At 64.2% G+C, this 15,839-nt stretch carries 14 protein-coding genes; 3 read left to right on the top strand and 11 right to left on the bottom strand.

Annotated elements, in window-relative coordinates; translation table 11 throughout:
* Complete coding sequence (locus tag SB756_RS15610) at positions 1–2,337, bottom strand: TonB-dependent receptor (RefSeq protein WP_410911089.1); 2,337 nt, start codon at positions 2,335–2,337, stop codon at positions 1–3.
* Between the two features lie 192 nt (positions 2,338–2,529).
* On the opposite strand from SB756_RS15610, the gene SB756_RS15605 reads away from it, so the two are divergent.
* Positions 2,530–3,444, top strand: a complete 915-nt coding sequence (locus tag SB756_RS15605; protein WP_016484372.1) for a LysR family transcriptional regulator — start codon at positions 2,530–2,532, stop codon at positions 3,442–3,444.
* Positions 3,445–3,575: 131 nt separating this feature from the next.
* On the opposite strand, the gene SB756_RS15600 is transcribed toward SB756_RS15605, so the two are convergent.
* Both SB756_RS15600 and SB756_RS15595 read right to left on the bottom strand, forming a co-directional pair.
* Entirely contained in the window at positions 3,576–4,481 is a 906-nt protein-coding gene (locus SB756_RS15600; RefSeq protein ID WP_410911088.1) for a TauD/TfdA dioxygenase family protein, read from the bottom strand.
* Positions 4,482–4,520: 39 nt separating this feature from the next.
* Positions 4,521–5,558, bottom strand: a complete 1,038-nt coding sequence (locus SB756_RS15595; protein ID WP_410911087.1) for an ABC transporter substrate-binding protein — start codon at positions 5,556–5,558, stop codon at positions 4,521–4,523.
* Positions 5,559–5,855: 297 nt separating this feature from the next.
* Here SB756_RS15595 and SB756_RS15590 point away from each other — a divergent pair, with 297 nt between their 5' ends.
* Both SB756_RS15590 and SB756_RS15585 read left to right on the top strand, forming a co-directional pair.
* Positions 5,856–7,460, top strand: a complete 1,605-nt coding sequence (locus SB756_RS15590; RefSeq protein ID WP_410911086.1) for an ABC transporter permease — start codon at positions 5,856–5,858, stop codon at positions 7,458–7,460.
* Positions 7,457–8,320 (top strand): ABC transporter ATP-binding protein, encoded by an 864-nt coding sequence (locus SB756_RS15585; protein WP_341797287.1) that lies wholly within the window; start codon positions 7,457–7,459, stop codon positions 8,318–8,320. The genes SB756_RS15590 and SB756_RS15585 overlap by 4 nt, the downstream gene beginning before the upstream one ends.
* Before the next feature lie 157 nt (positions 8,321–8,477).
* On the opposite strand, the gene SB756_RS15580 is transcribed toward SB756_RS15585, so the two are convergent.
* The 8 genes from SB756_RS15580 to SB756_RS15545 form a co-directional block, all read right to left on the bottom strand.
* Positions 8,478–8,759, bottom strand: coding sequence for a DUF971 domain-containing protein (locus SB756_RS15580; protein WP_410911085.1), 282 nt, complete (start codon positions 8,757–8,759; stop codon positions 8,478–8,480).
* Entirely contained in the window at positions 8,759–9,724 is a 966-nt protein-coding gene (locus SB756_RS15575; RefSeq protein WP_341797285.1) for a HEAT repeat domain-containing protein, read from the bottom strand. Before SB756_RS15575 ends, SB756_RS15580 begins: the two co-directional genes overlap by 1 nt.
* Positions 9,721–10,572 (bottom strand): ABC transporter ATP-binding protein, encoded by an 852-nt coding sequence (locus tag SB756_RS15570; protein ID WP_410911084.1) that lies wholly within the window; start codon positions 10,570–10,572, stop codon positions 9,721–9,723. Before SB756_RS15570 ends, SB756_RS15575 begins: the two co-directional genes overlap by 4 nt.
* Complete coding sequence (locus SB756_RS15565; RefSeq protein ID WP_341797283.1) at positions 10,572–11,354, bottom strand: ABC transporter permease; 783 nt, start codon at positions 11,352–11,354, stop codon at positions 10,572–10,574. Before SB756_RS15565 ends, SB756_RS15570 begins: the two co-directional genes overlap by 1 nt.
* Positions 11,355–11,369: 15 nt before the next feature.
* Positions 11,370–12,776 carry an ABC transporter substrate-binding protein gene (locus SB756_RS15560; protein WP_410911083.1) on the bottom strand — a complete coding sequence of 469 codons (1,407 nt, stop codon included), beginning with the start codon at positions 12,774–12,776 and terminating at the stop codon, positions 11,370–11,372.
* A 119-nt stretch (positions 12,777–12,895) separates the two neighbouring features.
* Positions 12,896–13,141, bottom strand: a complete 246-nt coding sequence (locus tag SB756_RS15555) for a ferredoxin family protein (RefSeq protein ID WP_008096634.1) — start codon at positions 13,139–13,141, stop codon at positions 12,896–12,898.
* Positions 13,142–13,203: 62 nt separating this feature from the next.
* Positions 13,204–14,928 carry a fumarate reductase/succinate dehydrogenase flavoprotein subunit gene (locus tag SB756_RS15550; protein ID WP_341797281.1) on the bottom strand — a complete coding sequence of 575 codons (1,725 nt, stop codon included), beginning with the start codon at positions 14,926–14,928 and terminating at the stop codon, positions 13,204–13,206.
* The gene (locus tag SB756_RS15545) at positions 14,925–15,674 is read right to left on the bottom strand and encodes a GntR family transcriptional regulator (protein ID WP_016497511.1); all 750 of its coding nucleotides are present in this window, start codon (positions 15,672–15,674) and stop codon (positions 14,925–14,927) included. Before SB756_RS15545 ends, SB756_RS15550 begins: the two co-directional genes overlap by 4 nt.
* Positions 15,675–15,839: the final 165 nt, after the last annotated feature.

Raw genomic sequence — 15,839 nt, 5'->3', positions numbered from 1 at the left:
TCAGAAATCGTAACGGGCGGTGGCGCCGAAGGTGCGCGGGGTGCCGAGCACGCCGGCATAACCACCGTTGGCGGAGTTCCACAGGCTGGTGAAGTAGGTTTTGTCGCCGGCGTTTTTCACCCATAGCGACAGGTCGACCACGCCGTCGCCCTGGTCCAGGCGCACACCAGCGGAAAGGTTGACCAGCGCGTAGCTGGGGATCTGGCCGAAATCGGAATCGTCGATGGTGCCCACGGCCTTCGAGCGGAAGGCGTAGCTGGCAGTGACGTAGGGCTCGACATGGTCGGTGGCTTGCCACTTGTACTGGGTGTTGAGGTTGGCGATGTACTTGGAGGCGCCGACCACCTGGTGGCCAGACAGGTCGCAGGTGGCGGTGGCATTGGCCAGGCTCATCTCAGGCGGGCATGGGGCATCCTTGTACTCGGTGTAGCGCACGTCGTTCCACGAGCCGTTGAAGTTGACCGTAAGGCCACGGACCGGCAGCGCCGTGGCTTCGAACTCCAGGCCGCGCGAGCGCACGCTGCCGGCGTTGGCCAGGTACTGCACGCGGTTGATCTGGTCGTAGACGTTGGCCTGGTAACCATGCACCTCGGCCCAGAACAGGTTGCTGTTGAGTTGCAGGCGACCGTCGAACAGGGTGCTTTTCAAGCCCAGTTCGGCGTTGTTGACCCGCTCGGTACCCACCAGCAGCGAATCGGTCCCCAGCCGTGGTGCGGCGCCGACGGTCAGGTTGACGCCACCAGACTTCTCACCGTGAGTCAGGGTGGCGTAGCCCAGCAGCTGTTCGTTGAAGCGGTAGCTCAGGCCCAGCAGGCCGGAAGGGCTGAAGCTGTACTGGTTGAGATCGCCCGAATCGTAGGCCCCTATCCGCGCCTGGCGCGCGGTGGCAGCAGCCCCGGTTACAGCGGCGCCACCGTCAGGTGCATCGCGGGTCACCCAGGCGCTCTTTTCTTCATAGGTACCGCGCACGCCGGCGGTGAAATCCAGGCGGTCGGTGACATGCCAGGTGCCCTGGGCGAAAAGCGCATAGCTGTCGGTATCAATATGCCCGTCACCAATGGTGTTGACGTTGTTCAGCGCACCGGCCGGGGTGAGGTTCCAGGCATCCGCCTGCGGCCCGTAGTAAGTGAAGGACTTGTTGTCCAGGTCCTGCTTGAAGTAGTAGGCACCCAGCACGTAGTCGAAGGCGCCACTGGTAGGCGAAGCCAGGCGGATTTCCTGCGAGTACTGCTTGTCGCGTACCGATACCCCGGCGCTGTAGAACACCGGCACGTCCAGGCCATCGTCGTTGCGCGGGGTAAAGTCCCACCAGCGGTAGGCAGTGATCGAGGTCAGGGTGAAGTCGTTAGGCAAGGTCCAGTTGGCTTCCACCGAGGTGCCGCCCTGGAACACCGTCACCTGCTGGTCGGCGTCGAAATTGACCTTGCGGTCCTTGCCCGACACCAGCGTCGCGCCCGCCTGGGCGGCCAGGCTTTCGTAGCGGTTGACGCCATTGATGGTGGGGCCGGTGCTGTACAGGCTGAGGATGCCGTTATTGGAGTCTTCTTCGTTGTATTCGCCAATCCAGCGCAGGTTGAAGGTGTCGCTGGGCTTGAACAGCAGCTGGGTGCGAAAGCCCTGGCGCTTGCCGCCGTTGAGGTCGTCACCGTTGTGGATGTTCTTCACATAGCCGTCGTCTTCGGTGCGGTAGGCACTAATGCGTCCGGCCAAGGTCTCGCTGATCGGCCCCGAAAAGCTGCCCTGGGTTTGCAGATAGCCGTCTTCGCCAATCGACTGCTGGATGCTGCCTTCGCGGTGGAAGGTGGGCTTGCGCGTGTTGATGTTGAGCACGCCGGCCGTGGTGTTCTTGCCGAACAGCGTGCCCTGAGGGCCGCGCAACACTTCCAGCTGCTCCACATCCAGCAGGTCGAAAACCGCCATGCCCGGGCGGCCGAGGTAGACGTTGTCCAGGTAGATGCCGACGCTGCCTTCCAGGCCATCGCTGGCCGGGTTGTTGCCCAGGCCACGGATCGAGATGCTCGACTGGCGTGCATGCACGTAGGCGACGTTGGTGCTGGGCACCAGCTGTTGCAAATCCTGCACGCGGTAGATGCGCTGGGTTTCCAGGGTTTCGCTGTCGAGCACGCTGATGGGCGTGGGCACGCTTTGCGCGGTTTCTTCGCGGCGGCGGGCATTGACGGTGACGGTGCCGAGCTTGGCTTCCTGCTCTACCGCCGGGGTGGCGCTGACCGGCTCTTCGGCGAAGCTGCCAGAGGACGCCGCCAGCAACACGCCGGCGGCCAAGGGTTGCAAGGTGAAACGCGACGCGCGCGCAGGCCAACTGGAAAGTCCGGACATGCAAATGCTCCTTGAGGCGTGGGCCCTGGCGAGCATTTCCGTTGGCGGAACCGAATCGCGGTCAGTCGGGCTTATATTCTTTTTAGTAATATAAATATTTGTAATTCATATTTAGTGGAATAAGTAACACCCTTTATAAGGGGACTCACCCTTGTCAGCAATTGCATTTGACCGAAGGTTTTAATGTAAAAAATGCATATCGATCTGCGTCAGTTGCGTCACTACATCGCCCTTGTCGAGCACCGCAGTTTCGTGGCCGCTGCGGCGGCCGTGAACCTGTCGCAATCGGCCTTCAGCCGCAGCATCCAGACCCTGGAGCACAACATCGGCTGCCGGCTGGTGGACCGCGCGAGCAAAGAGCTGGCGCCGACCCGCCAGGGCTTGCTGGTGCTGGAGCATTCGCGGCGGCTGGTGCATGGGGCGCACAATCTGGTCAACGAAATCCACCAGTTCAATGGCGCCACCACCGGGGTGGTGCGATTTGGCTCCGGCCCTGCGCCAGCCGGTGGCCTGGTGCCGCGCGCGGTGGCGCGCTTCGTGGCCGAGTACCCGGCGGCGCGCACCTGCTTCCAGGTGGACAACTGGCAGGCGCTGAACCGCAAGCTGGTGGCCGAAGAGATCGAGTTCTTTGTCGCCGACACCCGCCAGTTCGAGTCCGACCCGGACTACCAGGTGCACAAGCTGACGCCCCAGCGCTGGCACTTCTGCTGCCGCGCCGGGCACCCGCTGACCGAGCAGGAGGCCGTGCAGGCGCGAGACCTGTTCGACTACCCGATGGCTACCACCTTCCGCCCGCCGAACATCCGCAAGATCCTCAGCGACCTCAGCGGGCGGCAGGACTTCCTGCCAGCGGTAGAGTGCGAGCACGGGTATGCGCTGCTGAATGTGGTGATGCACTCGGACACCATCGGCATTGCCTGCAATGCCAACTTGCGGCCGTATCAACGCGAGGGCGGGTTGGTGCAGTTGAAGCTGGCAGACCTGACGCCCGAGCAGGAAGAGGCGTGCCATACCCGCTATGGGGTGGTGAGCCGGGTGGGGTATGGCTTGTCGCCGTTGGCGCAGGGGCTGGTCAGGCAGTTGATTGCCTGTGATACCGAAATGTGAAGGCTTGCGCAGACTGATGTAGGAGCAGCCTTGTGCTGCGAAGAGGCCGGAGCTGACACCATCAATCTGCGGTGCCTGCACCGGCCTCTTCGCAGCACAAGGCTGCTCCTACACAGGGTTCTCTGCTGGGCTCAGCCCTTGCGGGTAGTCCGGCTCAGTTGCCCATCCACCCCGACCGGCACCTCGCCCGCCAATGTCACACGCCGCACCACACGCGGCTGGGTGCCGTAATCATCCACCGCATAATGCTGCGTCGCGCGGTTATCCCAGATCGCCACGTCTCCCGCCTGCCAGCGCCAGCGCACGGTGTTTTCCAGGCGCGTCACATGCCCTTGCAGCACAGCGAACAGGTGCTGCGAATCCGCCAGCGAATACCCCTTGATGCGCTTCACGAAATGCCCCAGTTGCAGCGCCCGCTCACCACTGATCGGGTGCACACGCACTACCGGGTGCTCGGTCTCGTAAACGGTCGATGTGAACACCTTGCGATAGCGCTCCAGCTTGGCCGGGTCGACATCCGGCTTGAGGCTGGCGTAGTCGTATTCGTTGCTGTGCACCGCCCACAGCTTGTCGGCCAGCTCGCGCAGCGGCTCGGGCAGTTCCTGATAAGCCGCGGCGGTGTTGGCCCAGACGGTATCGCCACCCGAAGCCGGCGCTACCACGCTGCGCAGTATCGAAGCCTTGGGGTAGGCGTCGACGAAGGTCACGTCGGTGTGCCAGGAGTTGGCCCGCTGGCCTTCGGCGCCATCAAGTTGCAGCAGGTAGCTGGTGCCATCCACCACCGGTACGGTGGGGTGGGCGACCGGCTCGCCGAGCAGTTTGGCAAAGCCTTCCTGGCTCTGGTCATCCAGGTGGGTCTGGTCGCGGAAGAAGATCACCTTGTGCTGCACCAGTGCAGCCTGGATAGCCTCGATGGTGGCTGCATCGAGGTCGGCGGACAGTTGCACACCGCGGATTTCGGCGCCGATACGGCCGGCAACCGGATGAATGTCGAGTTCGAGGGGCTGTGGCGCGGTGGCCAGGGCGGCATTGCTCATGGTCGTGGTCCTTGCGGTCATTGTCGGGTTCTTGAAGGTTTAGCGGGCGGCCTGCACGGCCTGTTCCTGTTTCAGCGCAGCATCGAGGAAGCGCGGTTCGATCCAGTCGGCTACCTGGAAGCCGCGGCGGATCAGGCGTTCCTTGGCCGCCAGGTCTACGCCCTGCTGCAGTTGGCCGACGAAGCCAGCGTCCAGGCGTGGGTCGAAGTAGTGGGCGAGGTCTTCCTTGGCCAGGTCATCGCTGAGGATGCTGCGCGGCCAGTTGGCGTTGCTGGCCACCAGCTCGATGTAGGCCTGGCGGTTGTGTTCATCCCGCAGCCAGGTACTGGCCTGCTCCTGGGCGTTAACCAGGCGCTGGACCAGCTCGGGGTACTTGCGAATGAAATCGCCGGTGCCCAGCAGCACCGCCTGGGTGCTGCCGGCGCCTTCGAGATCCCGCGAGTTGACCGGCAGTTCGACCAGCCCGCGCTCACGTAGCGACAGCAGGTTGGACAGCCCCCAGGTGGCGTCAATCTGCTTGGCGGCCAGTGCGGCATTGGCGGCGTTGAAGTCCAGGTTGATGACTTTCAGCTCGCGCTCGGTCAGCCCTTGGCTTGCCAGAGCGCTGGCGAACGACAGCTGGTTGGCCGTGCCGCGGAACACCGCCACGCGCTTGCCCTTGAGGTCATGCAGGGTCTTGATGCCAGAGCCGGGCACCACGCCCAGGTAGCTTTTGACCCCACGCACGCCTGCCGACAGCACGCGGGTGTCCAGGCCATTGGCCTTGCCGACGATCGCGGCCAGGTCGCCCAGGTAGGCGAAGTCGGCCTGGCCGTTGGCCAGTGCCTCGTTCACCACGGGCCCGGCGCCTTTGAAAAAATGCCAGTCGATGCGGATGCCGTCCTTGGCAAATTCCTTCTCCAGCAGCTGCTGGTCACGCAGCACATCGACCACGCCACCGGCGCTGGGCTTGCTGCCGGCGCTAAGGTCGGGCACGGCGATGCGAATGCTTTCTGGCTTGGCGGGTTCAGCCGCGTGGGCACCGAGGCTGAAGGCCAGCCCAAGGGCGGTGATCAGGTGGCGCAATGGGGTTTTCATGGCAAGGCTCCTTGGCAGGCTGCCACCGGCGAAGGCCGGCGCTTTGGCCAGAAGCTAGGCAGGTCTGGTTAGAACCTACAAAGATCAAAACTTCATTTTTTAGTAACTGAAAGGCATAAACCAAGCGGCATGCGGGCCGGCGGGGAGCTTGCGGAAAACGCATGGAAAATATGAGGAAAACGCAACGGCGAGGGGCTTCCGTATGCAGGGAACGCATGCTCTTATCTCTTGAAATTCACATTACTGTTTTTTTAATTCCATAAGTGAATAACCTAACAACGCTTCGAGAGATGGCCGATGAATGGAGTTCAGAGCAGGAATCGGGGGGGGCCGCTACGCGACCCATTCGCGGCGCAAGGCCGCTCCTACAGGGGTCGCATCTTCTCTGGGGAGCGGGTGCTACCCTGGTTGCTGCCTGTGCTGATTGCCCTGCTGTGGATTGTTGCGAGCCGGCAGCACTGGATGAGCGAGCAGATCCTGCCGGCACCGGCGCTGGTGTGGCAGAGCGCGCTGGAGTTTGGCTCCGGGGAGCTGTGGGGGCACCTGTGGATAAGCCTGCAACGGTTGTTCTGGGGGCTGGCGGCGGGCATTGCCAGCGGCTTGCTGCTGGGTGTGTGGCTGGGGGCTTCGCGGCGGGCACAGACGCTGGTGCTGCCGACTTTCGTGGCGCTGGCCCAGATCCCTACCCTGGCCTGGATTCCGTTGTTCATGCTGTTCTTCGGCATTGGCGAGGTGCTGAAGCTGGTGGTGCTGGTTAAGGCCGTGGTGGTCCCGGTCACCTTGCACACGTTGGTGGGTGTGCGCGATGCCCAGCCAAAACTGCGTGAGGCCGCTGCGGCGCTGCGCCTGCCCCGGCACCTGCTGTTCCTGCGCCTGTTACTGCCGGCTGCCCTGCCTGCCTTCCTCACCGGCGTGCGCCTGGCGCTGACCACCGGTTGGACCTCGCTGCTGGCGGTCGAGTTGCTGGCCTCCAGCGAGGGGATCGGTTACCTGATGGTGTGGGGCCGGCAACTGTTCATGCTCGACCTGGTGATGCTGTGCATTCTGGTGATCGGCCTGGTCGGCGCCGTGCTGGAGCGCAGCTTCTCAGCCCTGGAAAAACGCCTGCTGTACTGGCCGCAACCAGCCACTGGCGAGCAGCAGCGCGGGCCTGTGCCCCGCGGCTGGCAAAGCCTGTTGCTGCCCCTGGGGCTGTTGGCGCTGTGGCAGGCCAGTAACAGTTTTGGCTGGGTTGACCCGAACATCCTCACCTCGCCACTTGAGGTACTGCGCACGCTGTTGGTCGGCCTGGCCGATGGGTCGTTGCCGCAGGCCTTGTTGCTGAGCCTGGAACGTACCCTGAGCGGCCTGCTGCTGGGCGGCGCCGCAGGCTTGCTGGCCGGATTGCTGCTGGGGCTTTCCAGTGCAGCCGAACGCGTCTTCGGGCCAAGCCTGTCGGCCTTGCGCCAAGTGGCACTGTTCGCCTGGGTGCCTTTGCTCACTGCGTGGTTCGGCCTGGGTGAAGGGGCCAAGCTTGTGTTCGTTGGCCTGGCCGCATTCTTCCCGCTGCTGATCGCTACCCAGCGCGGTATCGCCAGCCTCTCGCCGCAGCTGGGCGAGGCGGCCCGCAGCCTGCGCCTGAACCTGTGGCAACGCCTGCGCCTGCTGGTACTGCCCGGCGCGGCCCCGGCGATTTTCGCCGGCCTGCGCCTGTCGCTGATCTACGCCTGGCTGGGCACCATCGGCGCCGAATACTTCATGCCGTCGGACGGCGGCATCGCCAGCCTGATGATCGGCGCCCAGCAACTGTTCCGCATGGACCAGGTGATGGCCGTCATGGTCCTGATCGGCCTGGTCGGCGCCCTGCTCGGCACCCTTGGACAACGCCTCGAATCGCGCGCCACGCGCTGGAGAACCGCATGAACGCATTCAACACTTCGCACCTGCAGGCGGCCAACCAGCCCGACACCACCCCGCCGCTGGTCAGCTTCGAGGGGGTCGGCAAGGTGTTCAGCGTGAACGGCCAGCCGCTGGAGGCTATCCGCAACTTCAACCTGTCGATTAACGAGGGCGAGTTCATTGCCATCGTCGGGGCTTCCGGTTGCGGCAAGTCCACCCTGCTACGCCTGTTGGTGGGGCTGGATACCGAATACAGCGGCAGCATCCGCGTCGATGGCCGCGCCGTCAGCGGCATTGGTGGCGAACGCGGCATCGTGTTCCAGGAGCACCGGCTGTTCCCGTGGTTGAACGTGGAACAGAACATTGCCCTGGGGCTGGTCAACGAGTCGCTCACCCAGGGTGAACGTGCCCGGCGGGTGCATGAATTCGTGCAACTGGTGGGGCTGGTCGGCTTCGAGTCGGCTTATCCGCACCAGCTGTCGGGCGGCATGGCGCAGCGCGTGGCCATTGCCCGTGGCCTTGTAGCCAGCCCGCGTATCCTGCTGCTAGACGAGCCGTTCGGCGCCCTGGATGCCCTGACCCGCCAGCAACTGCAGGACGAGCTGCTGGCCATTCGCGAACGGGCAGGTATCACAACCTTACTGGTGACCCATGATGCCGAGGAGGCGACGTACCTGGCTGATCGGGTTGTGGTGCTGGAGCCACGTCCGGGCAGGATCAAATCGGTGGTCGAGATAGACCTGCCGCACCCACGGTTGCGCACCGGTGTTGCACTGCATGGGCTGCGCGAGAAGGTGCTGCACCAGATCACGGGGGATGGCGGCTACCTGCCACCGCCGGTGCGACGGGTCGAAGGGCTGCGGCCGGAGCTGATTGCATTGTGAATGACCGGCGACAATTTCAATGCAGACACAAGCCCTGTAGGAGCAGCCTTGTGCTGCGAAGAGGCCATCGCAGCTGAAAATAATCTTTAGCCTTACCGGCCTCTTCGCAGCACAAGGCTGCTCCTACAAGGGGATGCGGTAGCCTGAGGGATCAGCTTCACTTGCTGACCAGGTCACGCAAGTAAGCCCAAGGGTAGATCCCGCGCTCATGCCCATCGCTGAACACCAGCTGCACCCCATACCCTTGCGACTCGATTTGCACCACGCGCACATCGTCGCGCACCAGGCTGATCTCCCCCGACAGGCGCGCCGCTCGGCATTGTGAGCAAGGGCAAGCACCGCGCAACCGGGTGTGGCTGAGGCTGTGCTCGCCGTCTTCCCATTGCAGTACCAACTGCCCTGGCCCGCGCAGGTTGCGAATGGCTTGCGGGGCGTTCATCAGGCAGCCCCGCGCAGTTGCGCCAAGGCAATCCGCACAGCCTTGCGCACCTCGGGATCGCTGTCGGCCTCGGCGGCCTGCAGCACCGGCAAAGCACGCGCCTGGCCCAGCTCGCCCAGCGCCAGCGCCGCCTCCTTGCGCAGGTTGGCGATGCCATGGCCAAGCAACGCGCCAAGCGCGTCCAGTGCAGCGGCATAGCGCAGCCGACCCAGTGAGCGCGCTGCCCGTAGGCGTACCTGCCAGAAGTCATCGGCGAGGGCATCCACCAGCGCCGGCCCTGCTTGGTCCTGACCGACCTTGCCTAACGTGGTGGCGGCTTCCTCGCGCACTTGCCAGGCCTGGTCAGTCAATGCCCCCACCAACGCAGGCAACACCGAGTTGTCCCGGGCCAGGCCCAGCGCGCCGATGGCCGCGCGGCGCACCTCGGTGTCCGGCTCGGCCTCGGCGAGCGCTGCCAGCGCCAGCAACGCCGGCTGGTGCTTGAGCCAGCCAAGAATGCCCACTGCCTCACGCCGCACAGTGGCGTCGTCATCGGCCAGCGCCAGCAGCGCAGGGTCGGCGGCATCCTGCAGGCGCAGCTCGCGCAAGGCTCGCAGGGCACTGGCGCGGACGAAGGCATCGGCGTGTTTGACCCACGGGAGGATCAGCTGGCCGGCCTCAAGGCTCTTGAGTTCGCTGAGGCTCTGCGCAGCTGCCAGACGTACCGGCTCGGCGCCATCGGCCAGCGCAGCGCACAGGGCTTGCACAACTTCGGGTTCTTCCCAGGCCTCAAGTAGGCGCGCGGCCTCGGCACGCACCTCGTCGGCGGCGTCCACCAGCAGGGCATCGGTGAGCCAAGGCAAGCCATCCGGGTCTTCCAGGTCGGCCAGCTCGATCAGGGCAATGCGGCGCACGCCAGCGTCGCTGGCATCAAGACGAGGCAACAGGGCAAGAATGTCGGGGTTGTCGGTCGTTCGGTCAGTCATAGCGCGATCCGTAGCGGTGGGTGGTCAGTGTCCGGCAGGCCCAGCGGGGTCAGGCGCGGCAGTTCGCGGCCTTCCTCGTGGCGCAGCAACGCCAGGCAGTGACGCTTGAGGTGAGTGAATTCAGGGCTGGTCAGCAGGCTGGCGCGGCGCGGGCGCGCAAAGTCCAGGCGCAGGTCTTCGATAAAGCGACCGGGGCGCGGGCTCATCACCAGGATGCGGTCGGCGAGGAACAGCGCTTCGTCGATATCGTGGGTGACGAACACCACGGTGGTGCGGATGCTGGCCCAGATATCCAGCAACAGCTCCTGCATGCGGGCACGGGTTTGCGCATCCAGTGCGCCGAAAGGTTCGTCCATCAGCAAGAGCCGTGGGCGGTTGATCAGCACCCGGGCGATTTCGGCCCGCTGCTGCATACCGCCGGACAGCTGGTTGGGCCAGCGCCCGGCAAAGTCGGCCAGCCCCACCAGTTGCAGCATCTCGCGAGCCTGCCGGTGACGTTCGGCGCGGCCCAGGCCCTGCATCTTCAGGCCGAAGGCCACGTTGTCGAGTACGCTACGCCAGGGCAGCAAGGTGTGATGCTGAAACACCATGCCCCGCTGCGGTGACGGCCCGGCAACGGTCTGGCCGTCCACCTTCAACTGGCCGCTGCTGGGCACCAGGTGGCCGGCCAGGGCGCCGAGCAACGTCGACTTGCCACAACCGGAGGGGCCGAGGATGCAGACGAACTCGCCCGGCTCCACGGCAAAGTCCAGGCGCTGCACCGCCTCGAACGCTTCGCTGCCGTGCCCCAGGCGAATCGACAGGCCACGACCATCGATACGCCCCTGCGCCTGTTGATAACTGTTCATCAACTGGCCCCCCGCGTGCGGTACCACGGCGTGGCCAACGCCCCCAGGCGCTTGACCAGGGCGCTGCTGCCCATGCCCAGCACGCCGATCAGCAGCATGCCGACAATGATGTCCGGGTAGTTTTGCAAGGTGTAGGACTCCCAGGTGTAGTAGCCGATGCCGAACTGCCCGGAAATCATCTCGGCAGTGACCAGGCAGAACCATGACGTACCCATGCCGATGGCAAGGCCCGTGACGATGCTCGGCAACGCCCCAGGCAACACCACTTCGCGCAGGATCGCCCAGCGCCCGGCACCGAGGCTGCGCGCCGATGCCACCAGGCGCGGGTCGACGGCCTCGACGCCATGCACGGTGTTGAGCAGGATGGGGAACAACGCACCGGTGAAGGTGATGAACACCATCGACAGTTCCGACGACGGGAACATCAGGATTGCCAGCGGGATCCACGCCACCGCCGGAATCGGCCGCAGCACTTCCAGCGGCGGCAGCAGGGTATCTTCAGCCCATTTCAAGCGGCCGATCAGCAACCCCAGGGCCACGCCAACCAGTGCCGCAGTGGCATAACCGGCAAATACCCGCGACAGGCTGCTGCCCAGGTGCGCCAGCAGGGTGCTGGAGGTCAGCAACTGCCAGGCAGCGTCCAGCACCGCCCTGGGTGTGGGGACATAGGTGAACGTCAGCAGACCAAGGTCCAGTTTCACGTTTGCCGCCACCTGCCAGAACAGCAGGCAGGCCAGCAGCGACGCCAGGCGCACCGGCCAGCGCTTGAGGTTGCGGGTCATGTCGGTGCCTCCCGGTCAGCGCTGGGCGACCAGCTTCTGGTTGGCGCTGACGAAGTCCAGCGCCTCGCCACCATGGGCCTTGGCATACTGCTCGGCCTGGTCCTTGAGCAGGAACGCCGCCAGTTCGCCTTTACCGTTGCGCACGAACCAGGCCTGGTTTGCCAGCAACTTGATGCCGCTGTCGGCGGCCTGGGCGTAGATGGCGCGGATGTCCTTGCCCTCCTGCTCCAGCTGGGCCAGGGCGCCAAGGGCCGCTTCCGGCGAAGCGTAGTGGCGGACCTTGTCTTCACCGCGCACCCAGATCTGCGCCAGGCGGCTGAAGTCGGTGATCGGTTTGCCGGTCCGCGCGTCATTGGCCTTGAGTGGCAGCGCGTCGTAGTCTTTCAGCGCCTTGTCGTAGTCCAGGCCAGCCTCTTTGAAGGCGGCACGGATGTACTGGTCGTCGATGAACTTGTCGGTGTCCAGGCCACGGTCGGTCTTTTTCAGCAGCTTGAGCGTATCGATGGATGTAGCCACTGCCTGCCGGTATTCAGGCTTCCAGGTCAGGTCGCGGGTCTGCAGGCCGAGCGGGCCATGGAACAGGTAATTGACCTCGGCTTCGATCCCCGTGACCTTCTCGATCAACTCGCTGTACTTTTCAGGCTGCGCAGCGATCAGGCGGTCGGCTTCAAGGCTGGCACGCAGGTAGGCGGTGACCACTTCCGGGTACTTCTTCGCGTAATCGGCATCGACCAGGGCACCATGGAAGGTCGGTGCGTTGGCCTGGGCGCCGTCATAGATCTTGCGGGCGAAGCCGCGGTTGGGGAACAACTCGGCGAACGGTACAAAGTCGGCGTGGGCCTCGATGCGGTTGCTGCGCAGCGCGGAACCGGCGATCTCCGGTGCCTGAGCGATGATCCGCACATCCTTCTGTGGGTCCCAGCCCTGAGCGGCGACGGCGCGCAACAGCATGCCGTGGGCAGTGGAGGCGAACGGCACCGAAATGGTCTTGCCCTTGAGTTCAGCCAGCGACTGCACGCTGGAGGCGGCGGGCACGACGATGCCGTTGCCGCTGCCATGCACGCTGCCCGACAGCACACTGATGAACAGGCTGCGCTTGCCGGCATCCAGGTGGGCAACGCCGTTAAACGACCCCGGGAAGTCGGCCATGGCGCCGAAGTCGAGCTTGCCGGCGACCATTTCGTTGGTCAGCGGCGCACCGCTGGTGAAGTTCTTCCACTCGATCTGGTAGGTGGCATCCTTGTACTTGCCGTCGTGCGGCAGGTACTTGTCCAGCAGGCCCAGCTCACGGATCAGCAGGCCACCGGTGGCGCAGTTGATGGTGGTGTCCTGGGTGCCGATGGCGATGCGTATGGTTTCGGCACTGGCGCTCAGGCCAGTGAGCGCCAGCGCAAGGCCGGCCGCGGTTGCAACAAGGCGCATGGGTGTTTCCCCTCGAATCGTTATAAGAGTTGGGGTCGTCTCCGCCGCCCGGCTTGGGTGGTGGGAAACGAGGGGCACAGCAGGAGGGCGTCCGGTGGTTCGCCGGATGGCAGGATGAATCAGCGCAGCAGGTACGGGATGTCGACCTTCACCGCACCGGTGGGGCAGTCCTTCTCGCAGGGCATGCAGTACCAGCATTCGTCGAAAGCCATGTAGGCCTTCTGCGTGGCCGGGTTGATCGCCAGCAGGTCCATGGGGCAGACCTCGACACACACTGTGCAGCCTTTTTCAGCGATGCATTTGTCTTCGTCGATGGTGACCGGGGCGCTGCTGCGGAAGAAGATTTCTTGCGGCTGGTAGGCCATTTCACGGAGTCCTTGGGGCCTGTGGCCCTCGTTCTGTTTTTTGCAGAGGCTGATGGCCTCATTCACGCTGCATCAGCCTTCACTCGCAACCGGTCATAGGCGGTCTGTTCATCGGCATCCAGGGCGATCAGGTAGGGTTCGACGGCCTTCCTGAAACTGGTCATTTCACCGTTCTCGCCCTTTTTCAGGTGGCAATGGCAAAACCACTCGCTATCGTTGCGCTCAGGGAAGTCCACCCGGTGGTGGTACAGGCCCCAGCGGCTTTCCTCGCGGAACAACGAGGCCCGCGCCGCCATCTCGGCGCAATCGCGAATCACCGACACTTCCATCGCACGCATCAGTTCATGAGGGTTGCTGGCCTTCATCTGCTCCAGATCACGCTCGATCTCGGCAAAGCGCGCCAGGCCGATTTCCATCTTCTTGGTCACCTTCGGCGGCTGCAGGTAGTCGTTGACCATGCGCCTGAGCTTGTACTCGACCTGGGCTGGGGGCAGGCCATGCTCACGCTGCAGCGGGGCAAACACCCGCGCGCGCTCGCGTTCGACCTGCGCGGCATCGACCTCGGCGAGTTCGCGCCCGGCCACGTAATGCGCGGCGTTCACACCGGCAAACCAGCCATAGGTAAAGGCGCCGAGCATGTAGTTGTGCGGCACCGCAGCCATGTCGCCCGCGGCATACAGCCCTTTGACGCTGGTCTCGGCCTTTTCATTGACCCACACGCCCGACGCCGAATGCCCGGAGCAGAAACCGATCTCGGAGATATGCATCTCGACCATGTGCTGGCGGTAGTCGGTGCCACGCCCGGCGTGAAACTGGCCACGGCTGGGGCGCTCGTTGCTGTGCAGGATCTCTTCGATGTTCTGGATGGTCTCTTCGGCCAAGTGGTCCAGTTTGAGGAACACCGGGCCATTGCCGCCTTCGAGCTCCTGGTGGAACTCCCACATCATCTGGCCGCTCCAGTAGTCGCACTCGATGAAGCGCTCGCCCTTGCTGTTGGCGGTGTATCCACCCAGCGGGCCGGTGACGTAGGCACAGGCCGGGCCGTTGTAGTCCTTGATCAGCGGGTTGATCTGGAAGCACTCGAGGTTGGCCAGCTCGGCGCCTGCATGGTAGGCCATGGCGTAGCCGTCACCGGCGTTGGTCGGGTTCTCGTAGGTGCCCATCAAATAGCCTGACGACGGCAGGCCCAGGCGCCCGGCGGCGCCGCAGGCAAGGATTACCGCCTTGGCCCGCACCACCCGAAACTCGCCGCTTCGGCAGTCGAAGCCCAGCACACCCGCGGCGGCGCCTTCGCCATCGAGCAGCACACGGGTGCAGACCATGCGGTTGCTGATTTCCACCCGGGCACGCTTCAGCTGGCGGTACAACACCTTCTTGATGTCGTGGCCTTCGGGCATTGGCAGCACGTAGGCGCCCATGTGGTGAACCTTCTTCACCGCGTAGTCGCCGGTCTCGTCCTTCTCGAACTTCACCCCCCAGCGGTCGAGTTGCTCGATGGTTTCAAAGCTGTGGGTTGCGTAGGCATGCACGGTGGCCTGATTGACGATGCCGTCATTGGCCACGGTGATTTCCTTGGTGTACTGCTCGGGGGTGGCGTGGCCGGGGATGATGGCGTTGTTCAAGCCGTCCATGCCCATACTGATGGCACCGCTGCGCTTGACGTTGGCCTTGTCCAGCAGCAGCACGCGCAGGCTTTTGTCCTGCTCCTTGGCCTTGATCGCCGCCATCGGCCCGGCCGTGCCGCCACCGATGATGATGATGTCGTAGTCCTGGGTCTGGATGCTCATGCCTTGCCCCCTTTCTGGCGATCAATGCGCAGGCGGTACTGGAAGGCATCGCCGCGGTAATAAAGGTGTTCGAAGTCCAGCGGCGTGCCGTCGGCAGCATGGGTCAGGCGCTCGATGCGCATGATCGGCGAGCCTTCTTCAACATCCAGCGCCTGGGTCAGGTCGCTGTCGGCCAGTACCGCATCGATGGCCAGGTCGGCGTGGCCAAGGGCGATGGCGCAGTCGTTTTCCAGCAGCAGGAAGATGTCGCGGGTGACCAGGTCGGCCTTCTCCAGTTTTTCGCCGACAGCCTTGGGCAGCCAGGTCAGCTCCAGCGACACCGGCTCGCGGTTGATCAGGCGCACCCGGCGGATCTCGGTGACCAGGCTACCCTCCTCGACCTGCAGCCGGGCGGCAACCAATGCGTTGGCCGGCACATGGCGGAAGCTGCGCAGGCGGTTGATCACTTCGTAGCCCATCTGCGTCATCGACTCGCCCAAGCCCTGCAAGGTACTGACGTTCTGGAACGCCTTGGGCTTGGCGACGAACGTGCCCTTGCCGTGGATCTTGAAGATCAGCCCTTCCTTCTGCAGGTCGCCCAGCGCCTGGCGCACGGTGATGCGGCTGACGTCGAAGGCCTTGCCCAGTTCGCTTTCCGAGGGCATGCGGCTATGCGGTGGATAAGTGCCGTCGAGGATGCGCTCGCGCAGCAGTTCCTTGAGCTGGGTATAGAGCGGTACCGGGGACAGGGGGAGCAGTTCGGCCATGGGGTCTCTTCGCTGATCGATGACTTGTTATAACAAGTTGTGACCAGAGGATAGAGGGCATAAGAAGGGTGTGGGAAATATTGATATCGCATATGGATAGATAAATTTGCGCAGGCCGGTGGCCCGCAAAAGCCGCCTGCGCAAAAAGAGGAAAAAGGCCACAGA

It is taken from the genome of Pseudomonas sp. SIMBA_068 (assembly GCF_046534705.1).
In the GTDB taxonomy this organism is placed as follows: Bacteria; Pseudomonadota; Gammaproteobacteria; order Pseudomonadales; family Pseudomonadaceae; genus Aquipseudomonas; species Aquipseudomonas putida.
Note: the sequence above shows the minus strand (reverse complement) of the source record. Positions and strands in the feature narration are given on the sequence as shown.